The sequence below is a fragment of the Nocardia sp. CA-107356 genome (genome assembly GCF_050946365.1).
Lineage (GTDB): Bacteria > Actinomycetota > Actinomycetes > Mycobacteriales > Mycobacteriaceae > Nocardia.
Map to the genome: position 1 here is coordinate 9107233 of NZ_CP191992.1, position 15990 is coordinate 9123222.

13 protein-coding genes are annotated in these 15990 nt (G+C 65.7%); 3 read left to right on the forward strand and 10 right to left on the reverse strand.

Annotated features, from left to right (window positions below):
- Positions 1-33 precede the first annotated feature (33 nt).
- From ACQP1G_RS41270 to ACQP1G_RS41280, 3 genes are all read right to left on the reverse strand, one after another.
- Complete coding sequence (locus ACQP1G_RS41270) at positions 34-357, reverse strand: hypothetical protein (protein WP_433195408.1); 324 nt, start codon at positions 355-357, stop codon at positions 34-36.
- 343 nt (positions 358-700) lie between these two features.
- Complete coding sequence (locus ACQP1G_RS41275) at positions 701-1009, reverse strand: DUF6802 family protein (RefSeq protein ID WP_433195410.1); 309 nt, start codon at positions 1007-1009, stop codon at positions 701-703.
- Between the two features lie 115 nt (positions 1010-1124).
- Positions 1125-1322: a PspC domain-containing protein gene (locus tag ACQP1G_RS41280; protein ID WP_433195412.1), complete on the reverse strand. Its 198-nt coding sequence runs from the start codon at positions 1320-1322 to the stop codon at positions 1125-1127.
- A 181-nt stretch (positions 1323-1503) separates the two neighbouring features.
- Here ACQP1G_RS41280 and ACQP1G_RS41285 point away from each other — a divergent pair, with 181 nt between their 5' ends.
- A complete protein-coding gene (locus ACQP1G_RS41285) occupies positions 1504-3156 on the forward strand; it encodes an ABC-F family ATP-binding cassette domain-containing protein (protein ID WP_433195414.1) in 1653 nt (550 codons plus the stop codon).
- A gap of 235 nt (positions 3157-3391) precedes the next feature.
- On the opposite strand, the gene ACQP1G_RS41290 is transcribed toward ACQP1G_RS41285, so the two are convergent.
- The 6 genes from ACQP1G_RS41290 to ACQP1G_RS41315 all read right to left on the reverse strand — a co-directional run bounded on the left by ACQP1G_RS41290 (position 3392) and on the right by ACQP1G_RS41315 (position 11753).
- Positions 3392-4042 carry a hypothetical protein gene (locus ACQP1G_RS41290; protein ID WP_433195416.1) on the reverse strand — a complete coding sequence of 217 codons (651 nt, stop codon included), beginning with the start codon at positions 4040-4042 and terminating at the stop codon, positions 3392-3394.
- 476 nt (positions 4043-4518) lie between these two features.
- Positions 4519-5895, reverse strand: a complete 1377-nt coding sequence (glmM, locus tag ACQP1G_RS41295; RefSeq protein ID WP_433209269.1) for a phosphoglucosamine mutase — start codon at positions 5893-5895, stop codon at positions 4519-4521.
- 208 nt (positions 5896-6103) lie between these two features.
- Positions 6104-6649, reverse strand: coding sequence for a 30S ribosomal protein S9 (gene rpsI / locus ACQP1G_RS41300; protein WP_433195418.1), 546 nt, complete (start codon positions 6647-6649; stop codon positions 6104-6106).
- Entirely contained in the window at positions 6646-7089 is a 444-nt protein-coding gene (rplM, locus tag ACQP1G_RS41305; protein ID WP_040686710.1) for a 50S ribosomal protein L13, read from the reverse strand. Before rplM ends, rpsI begins: the two co-directional genes overlap by 4 nt.
- 146 nt (positions 7090-7235) lie before the next feature.
- Positions 7236-9017, reverse strand: coding sequence for a hypothetical protein (locus ACQP1G_RS41310; RefSeq protein WP_433195420.1), 1782 nt, complete (start codon positions 9015-9017; stop codon positions 7236-7238).
- Positions 9018-9158: 141 nt separating this feature from the next.
- Positions 9159-11753, reverse strand: coding sequence for an FHA domain-containing protein (locus tag ACQP1G_RS41315; protein ID WP_433195422.1), 2595 nt, complete (start codon positions 11751-11753; stop codon positions 9159-9161).
- Between the two features lie 161 nt (positions 11754-11914).
- Here ACQP1G_RS41315 and ACQP1G_RS41320 point away from each other — a divergent pair, with 161 nt between their 5' ends.
- Complete coding sequence (locus ACQP1G_RS41320; protein ID WP_433195424.1) at positions 11915-13306, forward strand: metallopeptidase; 1392 nt, start codon at positions 11915-11917, stop codon at positions 13304-13306.
- Here ACQP1G_RS41320 and ACQP1G_RS41325 read toward each other — a convergent pair.
- Positions 13303-14592, reverse strand: a complete 1290-nt coding sequence (locus ACQP1G_RS41325; protein WP_433195426.1) for an FHA domain-containing protein — start codon at positions 14590-14592, stop codon at positions 13303-13305. The two genes, ACQP1G_RS41320 and ACQP1G_RS41325, sit on opposite strands and share 4 nt — an antisense overlap.
- 144 nt (positions 14593-14736) lie before the next feature.
- Here ACQP1G_RS41325 and ACQP1G_RS41330 point away from each other — a divergent pair, with 144 nt between their 5' ends.
- Positions 14737-15942, forward strand: a complete 1206-nt coding sequence (locus ACQP1G_RS41330; RefSeq protein ID WP_433195428.1) for a DUF7373 family lipoprotein — start codon at positions 14737-14739, stop codon at positions 15940-15942.
- Positions 15943-15990: the final 48 nt, after the last annotated feature.

Sequence of the window (15990 nt, forward strand, 5' to 3'; positions counted from 1 at the left end):
CATCGGGCCGTTCCGTGCATATCCGGACAAAAGCTATTTCTTGTCATTGCCAAGCTTTGCTATGTCGTGCGAGTTTTCGTCGTCAGTGTTCGAGTACTTGACGACCGATGCCCCGATCACATCCGATGTCGCCATTGTCGCCTCGGACCAGTTCCCCAACCAGGTGTAGATCTTCTCCAGTCCGTCCTGGATCTTCTTTCCCCGGTCATGATAGTTTTCACCGGCATCGGCAGGCCCGAACAAATTGTCGGCCACATCCTTGGCACGATTTCGCACCGTTTGTCCCGACCCCCCGAGGTCGTTCGCGAATCGCCCGAGCTCCCCCGTTTCGACACCGAGCATGCTCGAATCGCTCATCGTCCAGTCCCCTCCTTCTCCGAGTTGCCGACCAACCGACCTCAGCTGGAAACACTGACGCCGCCATACTTCCTTCGACGCACGCGACACGCATTCGGTTCCATCGGATCCGTCGTCCCAGGTTGTATCAGCAGAAATCTAGTAGGTAGGTCTATCGGCAACAACCGGCCATCGGCCCAGCGAGCGGCCGTCACCGTATCCGTGATGGCCGAAGGCGGACGGGTCCGCAGGTTCCACTGATCCGCACGTCTGCCGCGCGGATCAGTGCAGCCTGCGGCCGACGGTACCCACGAAGGGTCTGAGGTGTGGGGGCCGTTGTCGGACAGTGTAATTGGGCCAGCGGCTAGTTACCGATCTTCCCCTGATCGGTCCGCACCCACTCCGACGACCCATCGGGGTGCCGATGGAACTCCCACGCGGAGTAGTCACCGTCCTTCTCCACGGCGGTCACCTGGTCGGCGATGCCGTCGTGGTCCCAATCGGTCCACACCTGCATGGCCTCTGGGCCGGTGGTGGTGACGGTGTCCAGGGTGCCGTCGCCGTCGATGTCCTGGGTGGGGTGGTGCAGTTCGACTTCGCCGAGGCCGTCGAGGGAGGAGGATGCGTCGATGCCGGGTAGATCCATGCCCGGAAATTCACCTGAGGTGATCATGACTCCTCCTGGTCGGGACTCGCGTGGGTGACACGGCGGTCGATCGGTGGGTACCGGTCCATAGTGTCATCCGCGAGTCCCGAGCGCAGCTCCCAGCCCTATTTGTTGGGGACAATCACTTTTTCGGAATGATCAGCCACAGCACCAGATAGACGATGAACTGCGGGCCGGGGAGCAGGCAGGACAGTACGAAGAGCAGGCGAACGACATTGGCGTTCCAGCCGAAGTATTCGGCGATGCCGCCGCAGACACCGGCGATCCACTTGTCGTTGTTGGAGCGGGTCAGGCGGCGGGTGGGGGCGGGGGCGGTCATGGAATTCCCTCTCTGGTGATGTTCGGTACGACATCAACTCTGCCGAAGCAAACCGCGCCGGACATCGGTCGCATGACCTATCCCGACCCTGATTTCCGCAGGTCGACACTCAGGGTGCAACCCCGAGCCGACAACGGGACCCGATGCGGACGCGCTGGCCGAGCACGGCAGACTCGTTCGGGTGAGCACCACTCTGCACGCCCGCGGACTGTCCGCGGGCCACGGCGAACGAACCCTGTTCGACGACCTGGACTTCACCCTTGCCGCGGGTGACGTGATCGGCCTGGTCGGCATGAACGGCGCGGGCAAATCGACGCTGCTGCGTATGCTCGCGAACCGATCCACCCCTACCGGCAGCATCACGTTGTCACCGCCCGACGCGACGGTCGGGTACCTGGCACAGGAGCCCGAGCGGATTCCCGGGGAGACGGTGCTCGAATTCCTCTGCCGCCGTACGGGGGTCGCCGAGGCACAGCGGATCATGGATACGGCGGCGGAGAGTTTGGCAGACGGCGGCGCGGACGAATATTCGCCGGCCCTCGAACACTGGCTCGCACTCGGTGGCGCCGATCTGGACCAGCGGGCCCAGGAGGTTGCGGCGGATCTCGGTCTCACCGAAAGCCTTCCGAACGGCCTCGACACTGCGATGACCGGGCTCTCCGGCGGTCAGGCGGCACGGGCCGGACTCGCATCGGTGCTGCTGTCCCGCTTCGATATTCTGCTGCTCGACGAGCCGACCAACGACCTGGATCTCGACGGCCTGGCTCGGCTCGAACAGTTCGTGACCGGCGTGCGGGTACCGCTGATGGTCATCAGCCACGACCGAGAGTTCCTGGCGCGCACCGTGAATCGCATCGTCGAACTCGATCTCGCGCAGCAACAGGTCGGGATCTACGACGGCAGTTACGACTCGTACCTGATGGAGCGCGAGATCGCCCGCCAGCATGCCCGCGAAGCCTACGATGAGTACGCCGACACCAAGGCCGGACTCGAGGCCCGCGCCCAAATGCAGCGCAATTGGCTCGAGCACGGGGTTCGCAATGCCCGCAGAAAGGCGCGCGACCCCAAGAAGGTCGACTCCGACAAGGCGGGCCGCAAGATGCGCGCGGAATCCACCGAGAAGCAGGCGGCCAAGGCCCGCCAGACCCAGCGCCGTATCGAACGCCTGGACGTGATCGACGAACCGCGCAAGGAGTGGGAACTGCGCATGACCATCGCCGCCGCCCCGCGCAGCGGCTCGGTGGTCGCCACCCTGGCCAATGCCACAGTCACCCGAGGAGAATTCACCCTCGGCCCGATCACCACCCAGGTCGACTGGGCCGACCGCATCGTGCTGACCGGCGCCAACGGTTCGGGAAAATCTACGCTGCTCGCCCTGCTGCTCGGAAAGATCCAGCCGGACAACGGCACTGCCGCCCTCGGCTCGGGTGTCGAGATCGGCGAGGTCGACCAAGCGCGCGGCCTGTTCCGCGGAAGTGCCGCCCTCGCCGACACTTTCAGCACCGAGATGCCCAACTGGCCGGACGCCGAAGTCCGCACCCTCCTCGCCAAATTCGGCCTACGCGGCCCACATGTGTTACGCCCCTGCGAAACCCTTTCCCCCGGTGAACGCACCCGTGCCGCCCTTGCGCTGCTCCAGGCCCGCGGCGTAAACCTGCTCGTCCTCGACGAGCCGACCAACCACCTCGACCTACCCGCCATCGAACAACTCGAGCAAGCCATCGAATCCTTCGAAGGCACATTGCTTCTCGTCACCCACGACCGCCGCATGCTCGACTCGGTCACGGCAACTCGCCGCTGGCACATGGACGATGGCCGACTCATCGAAAGCTGAAGCGTTAGGGGCCTTCGAGTTCCCTCGAACCAACCAGGCGGAGTGATTCAGAAATCAAAGAGGCTCGCATAAAGGCCGAGGAATACCTGCTCGCATACTACAACCCGTCCGGCCGCAGTCTTCGACGACGAGTTCACATCCGATCGCGGTTGGTGTTTCATTTCCCGTGGAACACAGTGAGATATATCGAAAAGCGCAGCAGATCAGATGCGCTCGGGCCGGGCTACGTCTGGTGCTATGTCGGAACGGTTGGACCGTCGCGCTCGGGGTTGGATAGTTCGGCGTTGGTGCAGTGCTGGCGGGCGGCGAGTGGGGATTTGGCGCGGGTGATGGGCAGTCCGATCAGTTCGGCGGCTTGGGTGTAGCCGCGGCGTCTGCGGTGGCGTTGGACTTCGATGGTGAGGGCTGTGCGCGAAACGCCGAGGCGCAGTGCGGCTTCCAGGGTTGCTGACGCTTCGGATCGGTTGACGGTGCGGGCTACGTCGACTGCGGTGCGGGTGGCGTTGGTGGTGACGGTGCCGTGGATCAGTTCGAGTTCGGCTTTGTCGACGTGGTCGCGATGGACGATCAGGCGGCAGGAGCGCGAATCCTGAACGCCGAGTACGTGGGTGGGCTGGCTGTGCGGCACTGCGAAACCGTGTAGTTCGGCGGCGGTGGCGTAGGCGGCGATCAGGGTCGGCACTCCCATGGACAGTCGTGCCGCCTCGACGCGGAGCCGCGCGGAGGATGGGGTGGCGGCCTCGCGGTACACGCCGCGAAAGACTCGCACCCACTCGCCTCGGTCGAGCAAGGCACGCATTTCCGCGCGGGTGTATTCGCACAGCACCTGCCATGAGGTGAATACCCCGAATTGCTTGTCCCGTACTTCTTCCAGACCTGGTCGCATGTGCCAACTATCGCCCCAACCGCACCTCGGTCTCGGAGCCCGACCAGCGCAAACAGAAAGTCTGTGGATAGCCGCTTTCCTGTGCACAACTCGTCGTGCCAGACCTTGTACTGCCTGAGACCCGTCGGTCGATCGCGCGCGCCCCGTGGCATCCGGCGGTCACTTTCGAACCATCGAGGTGAGTCGAATGGTGGCTCCGCGTTAACGAGAGCCACCATTCGACTCACCTCGCTGACCAGCGGCATTCCAGGGGAGGCAGTGGCGGCGCGGGTTCGGGATAATCTGCCGACCGGGTTACCAGGCAGTGCTCGGTACGCCATGTGCTGCGGCTTACTCTCCGCAGCCAGGCAGACAGCAGGTTCCGACCGGGTCGACTGGGCTGCCCCGTTTCGGGGATTCCAAGGAGCAGATATCCCGAGCGCTACTCAGCCGCGTAATCCGACCTCCGGAGGTAGTAGGCCGATCGCGCGATGCGACTACACCGCGGCGACGCGCTTGGCCAGATCGTCGGCCAATTGCTGAGCCTGCACCGGGTCGGTCGCCTCGACCATTACCCGTACCAGCTGTTCGGTTCCGCTGGGGCGCAACAGGATTCGGCCGGAGTCGCCGAGGACTCGTTCGGCTTCCTGCACCGCCTCGCGAATCTCGGGGGCGGCCGCGACCGTCGCTTTATCGGCAACCGGAACGTTCACCAGAACTTGGGGCACGGTCTGCAGTACCGACGCCAAATCGGCCAGGGGGCGGCGGGTTTGCGCCATGCGGGCCATCAGTTTCAGTCCGGTGAGGATGCCGTCGCCGGTGGTGCCGTAATCGGGGAACACCACGTGGCCGGATTGTTCGCCGCCGAGGTTGTAACCACCGCGGCGCAGTTCCTCGAGTACGTACCGGTCGCCAACGGCGGTGGTGCGCAGGGTGATTCCGGCTTCGCGCATTGCGATGTGCAGGCCGAGGTTGCTCATGACGGTGGCGACCAAGGTGTTCTGGGCGAGCGCGTCGGTTTCGTGCATGGCCAGTGCGAGGATGGCCAGGATCGCGTCGCCGTCGACGATCGCACCGTTGGCGTCGACCGCCAGCGTACGGTCGGCGTCGCCGTCGTGTGCGATGCCCAGGTCCGCGCCGTGCTCACGCACCGCGCGCTGGATCTGATCGAGATGGGTTGAGCCACAACCATCATTGATGTTCAGCCCGTCCGGCTCCGCATTGATCGCGACCACCGTGGCTCCGGCCTCGCGGTACGCGGCAGGACCGACTTCGGCGGCCGCGCCGTGCGCGCAGTCGACCACGACGGTCAGCCCGGACAGATCCTGTCCGGTCGCCTCGACCAGATGCTCGACGTAGCGCTCGTGTGTTCCGGCCAGGCTGTACTGATCGGGTATGACCAGCCCATGGTCCCGGGCGCCGGATGCGTTCAGCACCCGACCGATGGCGGCGCCGACCGGGCGCAGTGGCGCGTCCTCGGCGATCAGCGCCTCGATCCGGTCCTCGATCGCGTCATCGAGTTTGTGCCCGCCCGCCGCGAAGATCTTGATCCCGTTATCCGGCATGGGATTGTGTGAGGCCGAAATCATTACGCCGAGGCAGGCGTCGTACAGACCGGTCAGATACGCCACGGCAGGCGTCGGAAGTACCCCCACCGAAAGCACATTTACACCCGCGGCGGTCAGACCAGCGGTCACCGCGGCCTCGAGCATTTCGCCGCTGGCGCGTGGATCGCGACCGACCACAGCGAGCGCGCGCTTCTTGCCGCGGCTCAGGATCTGCGCCGCGGCTCCGGAAACTTGTAGCGCCAGTTCCGGACTCAGTGATCCGTTGGCAAGCCCGCGGACTCCGTCGGTGCCGAACAAACGTCCCATACCCTCGCCCATCATCGGTGGATCCGCGGCGCGCCCGAAAGCGACGGCCTGTGCGGCCGAAAAATGCCCCGCGAATGCCTCGAGTTATATACAGCACGAGAGCAGGCGCCCAGCGGTGCTGGGAGCCTGCTCTCGTGCAGGTGCCCCGCCGACCGTACCGTCTCCGACACCTCCAGGGTGACCGAAGACGGCGGCCGACGCAGCCAAATCAGCGCTTCGAGTACTGAGGCGCCTTGCGGGCCTTCTTGAGGCCGTACTTCTTACGCTCGGTGGCACGCGGGTCACGCGTGAGGAATCCGGCCCGCTTCAGTGCGGGACGGTCATCCGGCGTGACCTCGATGAGCGCACGGGCGATGGCCAGACGCAGCGCACCGGCCTGGCCCGAGGGGCCACCGCCGACGAGACGCGCGTGGATGTCGAAGGACTCGGTCCGCTCGACGGTCACCAGCGGCGACTTGACCAGCTGCTGGTGCACCTTGTTCGGGAAGTAGTCCTCGATGGTGCGGCCGTTCAGCACGAAGTTGCCGGTACCCGGCAGCAGGCGCACGCGAACGACGGCCTCCTTGCGACGACCGACGGTCTGCACCGGGCGGTCGATCACGATCGGGGCGAAGGTGGTGGGCTCGGCCTCGTAGCCGTACTCCTCGTCGACAACCTCGACGTTGGCGTCTTCGACGTTGGCGTCCTCGACCACCGCGTCCTCGACCACCGCGTCGTCGGCGAAGTCCTCGTTGAATTCCTCAGGAGCGGTCACTGGGCCACCTGCTTGATCTCGAACGGAATGGGCTGCTGGGCGGCGTGCGGATGCGTCGGGCCCGCGTAGACCTTCAGCTTGCCCGCGATGGCGTTGCCGAGCTTGTTCTTCGGGATCATGCCCTTGACGGCCTTCTCCACGAGACGATCGGGGCGCGACTCCAACACCTGACCGACAGTGCGCGACTTGAGGCCGCCCGGGTGTCCGCTGTGGTGGTGGATCAGCTTGTCCGCCTTCTTGTTGCCGGAGATGGCAACCTTGTCGGCGTTGATGATGATGACGAAGTCGCCACCATCGAAGTTCGGCGCGTAGGTCGGCTTGGTCTTGCCGCGCAGCAGATTCGCTGCCTGGACGGCGAGACGGCCGAGCACTACGTCAGTGGCGTCGATGACGTACCACTTCCGGGTCACGTCACCCGCCTTGGGGCTGTACGTAGGCACAGTGGTTCCCTGTCTGTAGTCGGTGTTGCCAGCCACGGCGTGCAGTCGAGTGAGTTCCCGGCGGCCGGTGGAGACCCAGGGCTCGACATACTTTCCACACGCCAACGGGCAACGATACCAGCCATGCCCCAGCGGTATGAAACCGGTCAGATCTCGACCGGCGGACCGTGATCGATGGCGCCGGGCGGGCCGGGAACCACATAGCGGGGAACATCGATGCTCGGCTGCGCGCACTGTGCTCCGGCCGCGTCGTAGCTGGAATCTTCCGATTCCAGAACCGAGCCGGGGTCGTATCCGCGCGCCGCGGCGATGCCCTCGCGCTGCTCATTGGTGACATACGGGGTCAACGGACAGGAGACCGGCGTCGCGCCCGCGATCGAAGCAGCCAGTTCGACCCGGTCGCCGCCGGACGGCATGGCCATCGCGGCCAATGCGGCGGCACCGGCCACCGCTTGGGCGCCGAACAGCTTGCCCCACCGCTTGCCCTTGCGCGGCTTGTCCTCGTCGTCGTCCGATTCGGGCGGCCGCTCGTGCCACTGGCCCTCGGAACCAGAGTGCTGGTCGCGCGGAGGCTGGTAGGGACTACGCGGTCCGAGCGGAGGTACCTGCCCTTGGGGCGGGGGCCCCTGGGGGCCGGGCCCCTGCGGACGCCCCATCCCGGGGTTCGGTTGCTCGTCGGGATACTGCCCGGGCGGCCGGGTGAATCGACTGCCCAATTCGGCGAGATTCGGTGGCAGAGCTTCGCGGCCGACCCGAGTGGTCGGCTCCTCACCGGTGGGCTCGGAGGGCTGCACAGTGGGATACCCGGGCCCGTACTGAACCACCGGCGGATGCGGTTGCGCGGCCTCCGGACGGCCCGGCCCTTGTTCCGGACGCACGCTCATCTGCTCCGGTCGCCCCGGCGTCTGTTCCGAACGCGACGGCGTCTGCTCCGGCCGCGACGGCACATCTGGCCGCCCCTGCAAAACCTCCGCCTGCCGCTGCGCCGATTCGGCCTGATGCTGCGACTCCACCTGCCGCTCCCGCGACACCGGCGGCGGCGTCGGCTCGGCATGCCGACCCGCCGACTCGGGTTCCCCGTTCTCGTTATCCGTCACCAGCAGATGTGAGGCACCGAGCACCAGCGCGTGCATCGGGTGATCGGCCACGTGCAACCGGTGTCCGAGATGGTTCTGGAAGGCCAGCCGCAGCGCGTCGTTGAAGCAGACATTGCCCGACAGGAGCACCGTCGAGGTATCCGCGCCGATCGAGCGAGCTGCGGCCATCACCTCGATCACCACATTGTCGGCCGAACGCGCATCGCGCATGGCCTCGGCGGTCACCGGCACATCGACCGATTCGGTCGGCTGCTCATCGTCCCCGTGCACCGCGACGACCAGCATGGTCCGCCCGTCGGAGTACACCCCGGTCGCGCCGATGCCGCGCGGATTGCGCTCATCCGGCGAACGCACCAGACCCAGCGCACGCACATATCCGGACAGCGCGACACTCTCCGGCAGCGGCTCCACCGTGACGTCCAGCCGTTCGACCAGCTCGACGTACACATCGACCTTCGCGTCGGGCCAGCCGTCCGGGAAGGGCAGGGCAACCAGATCCGGTTTACCGCGCAGATATTTGCCGATGGCCGCGAGCGGGTTGTACATGCGGGCCCGGAACACCAGTTCGGCAGGCCATGTCGCACCGGCCACCACGATCTGCGGATGTCCGAGGATGTCGCGCACGTCGGCGATCGCCATCCCCAGATCCGGCCGCTGCCGCTCCACACCGGCGGTGTGCAGTCGACCCGACGAATCCGCCAGCAGATATGCCGGCGGCGTATACGTTCCTTCTACCTGCACCGGGCGGATCGGTGTCCCACCGCCGCCTGCGGCGACGGACACCACATCCCACCCGAGATGTACTGCCCCAACTCGCACCGTCACAGGCATAAGTGTGCCTGCTGTGCGAGCGGCGTGCTCACCGCATCTGGATAGAACCCGTATGAGCCGCCGCTCACGGCTCCACCTCGCCGGCGCTCGCTTCCGTCGTGCGCCGAGCGCGCTGTGGCATGGTTCGCTCGCTGCGCTCGCTCACGCGGTGGACTTTCGCAGCCGCAAGCGACGCCAGGTAATGATCGCGAGCACCGTGGTGATCGCGATGAGCAGGCCGATATCGAGGTACCAGATATTCGCCTCGTGCTTCCACAACGCGTCGGATTGCGCGTTGGCGAACAGTGTCCGAATATCCACCGTCGACGCCCCGGCCGCATAGCCCCAGCGCGACGGGAACAGCCAGGAGATCTGCTCGAGCACGACCCGGTTGGTCACCGGGATCAGGCCGCCCGCCATCACCAGCTGGACCATGATCATCACCACGAGCATCGGCATCACCTGCTCGTTCGACTTCGCCAGACTGGACAGCAGCAGACCGAAGACCACACAGCAGACCGCGGTCAAGGCGATATCGAGATACAGTTCGGCCGGTCCGTTCGGGATCACCGAACCCTCCAGCGGCGGCTTCTTACCGACCAGCGTGATTCCCACCAGCACCGCGGCCTGCAGGAATGCGGTAACGCTGAATACGGCGATCTTGGCGAGCAGATAGGCCGATGGCAGCAGTCCGACCGCGCGCTCGCGATGGAAGATGGTGCGTTCGCCGACCAGATCGCGCACGGTCAACGTGGACCCCATGAAGCAGGCGCCCAGAATCAACACCACCAGCAACTGCTGGGTCTCGCTGCCGCCGGAGGGCACGAAGAGCGTCTCGTTACCGCTCTGCACCTGCTCCAGCGGACCCGATTGGAAACCGTTACTGCCCGGCACCACCAGTGACAGCGCACCGAGAATGAACGGCAGAATAACCAGGAACGCGAGGTAACCGCGATCCGCCAAGATCAACCGCAGCTGCCGCCGCGCCAAGGTGGAGAACTGCTTGGCGCGCCCGGATTGCGGTGGACTGCCCGCCGATCCCTGCCGCGGCGGCGCGGGCGGTGGCGGTGGTGGCGCGAACGCCTGCCTGGACCGATACGCGGCGAACGCCTGATCCGGGTTCGCGGCCACCCGCCCGAAGATCTCGGCCCAGTCGCTGGTGCCCATGGCCGCGCCGACGCTGGCCGGATGTCCACAGAAGGCCGTCTTGCCGCCGGGTGCGAGCAGCAAGACCTGATCGCACATATCGAGGCAGGCCACCGAATGGGTGACGACGATGACCGTGCGCCCGGCATCGGCGAGTTCGCGCAACATCACCATCACCTGGCGATCCAGCGCCGGGTCGAGGCCCGAGGTCGGTTCGTCCAGGATCAGCAGCGACGGACCGGTGAGCAGTTCCAGCGCCACCGACGCGCGCTTGCGCTGACCGCCGGAGAGCCGGTCGACCCTGGTGTCGGCATGTTCGGTGAGCGAAAGTTCTTTCAGCACACCGTCGATCACCTGCTGGCGGTCGGCCTTCGAGTTATCCGGCGGCAGCCGCAGTTCGGCGGCGTAGCCGAGGGCTTGGCGCACGGTCAGTTGACGGTGCAGCACATCGTCCTGCGGCACCATGCCGATGCGGGAGCGCAGCGCCTCGTATTCGGCATGCAGGTTGCGGCCCTCGAAGGTGACCACACCGCCGGAGGGCTGCGTACTGCCCGCGATCAATTTCGACAGCGTCGACTTGCCCGCGCCCGACGGACCGATGAGCGCGGTGAGCGTGCCGCGCCCCGCCTGCATGTTGACATCGATGAGCAGCTGCTTATTGCCCTCGACGGTGAACCCGACGCCGTGCACGTGCAGACCCTGCTCGGCGACCGGCTTCTGCCGATGCACCAAAGTGCCCTGCTGGACGACGAAGTCGATATTGCCGATGGTGATGATGTCGCGCTCGCGCAGCACCGTGCGCTGTTCGCGACGGCCGTTGACGAAGGTGCCGTTGGCCGAACCGAGGTCCTCGATGGTCAGACCTTCGGAGGCCGCGACCAGTCGGGCGTGCTTGCGCGATGCCAGCGGATCGTTGACGACGATCTGGTTGTCGGAGGTACGACCGATATTGAGCCCGCCGGGCGGCACCCGGTCGGCCCTGGCGATCGACGCCGTCGACGGACGTGATCGGACCGGCGGCAGCATCGAGGAATCCGCCTTGAAGGTCATATTGACGTTCGGCTGCTGCGGCTGGGCGGGCGGTGCCTGCTGGGGTTGCGGCTGCGAAGGTTGCTGCGGGTGCTGCTGCTGGCGGGGTTGCTGTTGCGGGGGTTGCTGTTCCGGGCGCTGCTGGGATGGTGGTGGTGCCTGCGGTGTCCGTCGCGGATGCTGATAACCCGGCGGCACCGACGACTGCTGCTGCGACGCGGGCGGCTGCGCTGGCGGCTGCGCCATCGGAGCCCGCGGCCGCGACGACGCCGCCGTGGGCAGCAGATGCAGCAGCGGACCACTGATCGCATCACCGAGACGAACCTGCGTCGGACGGGTGATCGGAACCGGCTGACTCAACCGACGCGCATCCACGAAAACGCCATTGGTGCTGCCATTGTCGGTGAGTACCCAGCTGTTGCCCTGCCAGGCGAGCGTCGCATGCACTCGCGAGACCAGCGGACTGTCCACGAACAGCGTCACTTCCGGTGCGCGGCCCATCGTGACCTGTTGATTCGAATCGAAGACCCGTTCGGTTCCATCATGGCGCACGGTGATGGTCTGCGCCCCCGGTGAAGACATGCAGCGGATACTATTCCATCACCCGGACTTCGGCGGTGCCCCCGATGCGCCTCTTGCCCCGATCCGGAGACCGTTCTGAACGCACTACCGGCCGACTAGGGGGAGCCTTGCCGAAACTCCGAACGACCGCCGTCATTACTGCAGCACTGTGCGTAATCGCAATGTTGACGGGCTGCACTCGCGCGGTGAGCGGTCGAGCGGTTTCGGTATACGACGATCCGTTCAAAGTCGCCGGACTGCCCACTACGAGCGGTCCGAGCGGACCGCGCCCCGGCGTCCCCGACACCTCGCTCACCGCGATCAACGGCGACAGCGGTGAAGTGGACGCCTTGGCGCTCAACGCGATCGAGGATATTCAGACCTATTGGAGCGCCGAATTCAGCAAGGACTTCGATGGCGAGTTCAAGCCGGTCGACAAGCTGATCTCCTGGAGTGCGAAGGCGCCGCGCAGTCAGTCGCTCGAGTTCTGTAAGGAATCCACCTATCACCTGGTGAACGCCGCCTACTGCCGACTGGACAACTCCATCGGCTGGGACCGTTCGGTGCTGTTGCCGACGATCGAGGACACCTTCGGCAAGATGGCGGTGATCATGGTGCTCGCCCATGAATACGGGCACGCCATCCAGACGCTGGCCAAAATCGTGCAGACGAAGGATCCGGTGATCGTCAAGGAACAGCAGGCGGACTGTTTCTCGGGTGCGTTCATTCGCCATGTGGCCGAAGGTAAGTCGAAGCATTTCACCATCAACACCTCCGACGGCCTGAACTCCGTACTCGCCGCGACGGTCGCGATTCGGGATTCCAATCCCGATGATCCCGAGAGCGTGCACGGTTCGGCGTTCGAGCGGGTCACGGCCGTGCAGATCGGCTTCACCGACGGTCCGAAGGCCTGCAAAGCCATTGATATGCACGAGATCGAGCGCCGCCGCGGCAATCTGCCGCAGAGCTTCAAGGACGATCCGGGCCACGGTGAGAATCCGATCGACAAGGACAGTCTGATCGAACTGAGCAAGGCCCTCGCCGCGATCCTGCCGTTGAAGTCAGAGCCGACCTACGACTACTCCGGCGCGAAGATCAACTGCAAGAACGGCGTCGCGACACCGCCGGTTTCGTACTGTCCCGCCAAGAACACCATCGCGACCGATGTCCCCGCGCTCGCCCAGCGCGGCGCCTCCAATGCCGACGACAAAGATCCGTTGCCGCTCAAGGTAACCGGTGACTACAACGGCTATATCGTCTTCATCTCGCGCTACACCCTCGCGGTACAGCAGAGCAACGGACAGAAACTCGTCGGCGCCAAGACCGGACTGCGGGCCGCCTGCCTGTCCGGCGTGGTCACCGGCAAGCTCGCGCAACCGGGGCGGACCCAGGCGCAGGGCGATATCGTCTTGGCCACAGGTGATCTCGACGAAGCGGTCTCCGGACTGCTGGCCGACGGGCTCGCGGCAAGCGACGTCGAGGGCAAGACCGTACCGAGTGGCTTCTCCCGAGTCGACGCGTTCCGCGCCGGTGTGCTCAATGGCGAGCACACCTGCACGTCGCGATATTCCTAGCCGAACGGCGGTGGGGCGGCGGGTTCGTATCGCAGCACCCGGTTGCCGATCATGACCTCGGTGCCGGGCACCAGCACCATCGGCTGATGCGGTGGTAGGCGGATCCAGTCGCGGTAGCCGGGCAGCCGGGTGCGGGTGCCGTTGGTGGAACCCCGATCCACCAGGGACACATCCCAATTCACCAGCAGCACCTCGGCGTGCGCACGGGACATGCCGCCCGATGAGTCCTCGACCTTCAACGGCACCATGCCGCGACGCGCCTGTTCGGAATGCTCCGGATCACGACCGAGGACCGCGTTCGCGGCCAGCATGTAGGTCGTGCCGTCGTCGAGGACCAGCATGCCGAGCGGCGGGCGCACCACCTCGATCAGTTGCTGCGTCTGATCCACCGGCATCCCGCAGACCGTGCAGAAGGCCGAACGCGGATCGCTGGGATGGGCTCGCGCACACTTGAATCCCATCACCTTGACCGTGAGCGCGGTGGCCTTGGCGGTGGCCTCCAGCCGACGCTGCAGATCAGGGTCCGGGCGCGGCGCCGGGTTGGTGCCGCCCATTTGGGTCGGCGCCTGATGCGGGTCGAGCGGTTCCTGGTTCTGGGCCGAATCGAGCATCGCGGTCGAGGCCCTGGTCTCGGTCAGCTGCGGTTCGGGTTCCGGCCGTTGGGTCGGCCCGGAATCGATGCGCGCGGTCGGTGGCGGCGGTGGTCGATAGGTGGCCTCGGACGGCACCGATGCCGACCTGCCGCGCGCCGCGTCGGACCAGATGATCGCACCGCCCGCCTGCGCGATCCCCTCCACCAACCAGCCGATCCCCCGCTCGGCGGGCAGGTCGGGAATGCGGCCCTTGGGGTCGTCGACGAATAACGCGACCGCCCGAGCGGGCACGGTCGCGACCCGATCCACCGTGAACGCCGCATCACTGCCCCGGTAGCGCTCGAACGTCCCGTCGCCGGCCAGCACCGCGGTGACCGCGCCGTGCAGGAAGATGGCCACCCCGCCGGTCTCGGCCGCCGACAGGATGCCGAAATCGATCGGCTCGCCGGGACTGATCTGCTCGGCATATTTCATAAGCCAGCGGGTCGCTTCCCGCGCGACCAGCGCGCCAGGGCCGTCGGGATGCTGTTCGGCGGCCTCGCGGACGAGTTCGGCCAGTGATTCCAGTGCGACGACGGCGGGTGCGTCCGGTGTCGGTCGCGCATGTCCACGATGTGCGACGAGCACCACCGCGCCCTCGACCCGGGCGACGGCGTGATTTCCGGCGACAACCTCAACCTGCCGATCCTTCAACGGTATCGGCCTCCTATGGCTAGGCATCGCAGGGTTGTCACCACACACCCAAGGGTATTGCAATCCACCTCTCGTAGGTCCCCCCCCTGCCCGGCGTCCGTCCGGTAACTTCAGATACACAACGGGAGGAACAAGGGGGCTGCCATGGTTAGGACTTCGCGAATCGCGTTTGCTGTTGCGGGTATCGCGCTGGCAGCGGTGCTGTCCGGATGCAGCGCTGTCCAGGGCACGCCGCTGGCGGCGGAACCCGACGTACGCAAACTGGAGGTCGGCACGTATCCGGTCGATCGGCACCAATACCACCAGGACGCGGGCTCGAACGGGGCGCTGCTCGAGGGTATGCGGATGTCGGAAGCCGTTGTCCCGACTTCGAAGATCGACCCGTCGCTCACCTATGGACGTGAAGGCAAGGTGCTGAGCAGCATCGACGATGCCGTCGAGCACGTCGCCTCCGCATCCAAGCCGGTACTGGTGAACCGCAACTACCTCACCGGATATGCCAGCAGCGGATCGGATAAGCCCGATCCCCCCGGTCAAACCCGGCCGTCGGCCGACACCACCGCGATCACCGATGTCATCTTCCGATTTCCGGACGAGACCACCGCGAAAATCGCCGCCCGCGAACTCGAAGACGCCGATATCAACATCTCCCCCGACAACCGCAAACTGCCGTCGAGCAAGTATCCGGATGCCTATATTCATTGGCGCCCAGGCGTTCCCAATATCGGAACCTTTATGGCGCACAAGGAGTTCGTGATCTCGCTGTTCGTCGGGCGGCCGCACGCGGATGGTCCTGACCTGCTGAGCTGGGTCGAGAAGACGCTCGATACGCAAGTTCGCGCGCTGGACAAATTCCAGGCCACTCCGAAGGACCAGTTCAACAACCTGAAGGTCGACCCGGAGGGCATGCTCGCACGCGTCGTGGTGGCCGACCGTCGCGGTCACAGCCCGAATGCCGATAACTTCGCGGTCTACGGACCCGGCTACTTCGTCCAATCCGCCGAGGACCAGGCCAAGACCCAGCAGCTAGTGGATGAGGTCGGGGTCGAGCGATTCGGCATTGTCGACAGTGGCTCGGTCACCCGCGTCCGCGACTATCCAGCCGCGCAGAAGTTCATCGATGGCCTGATGGCCGAGGTGCACGACACCTTCGATTCCATCGATGCACCCAAGGATGTGCCGGGCGCAAAGTGCTTGCAGCTCAATAGCAAAGGCGATCCGGAGCGGCAGTACAAGTACCGCTGCTACGTCCCGTACAAGCAGTATGTCGGTGTGGTCACCAGCGATAAGGAGCCGGATGTGCGGCAGAAGGTGACCGCGCAGTTCGCGCTGTTCGCCAACAGCCTCTAGTCGTCGGACGCAGCGGTACGCATCGGCGGGACACCCGCTTCGGCCTGC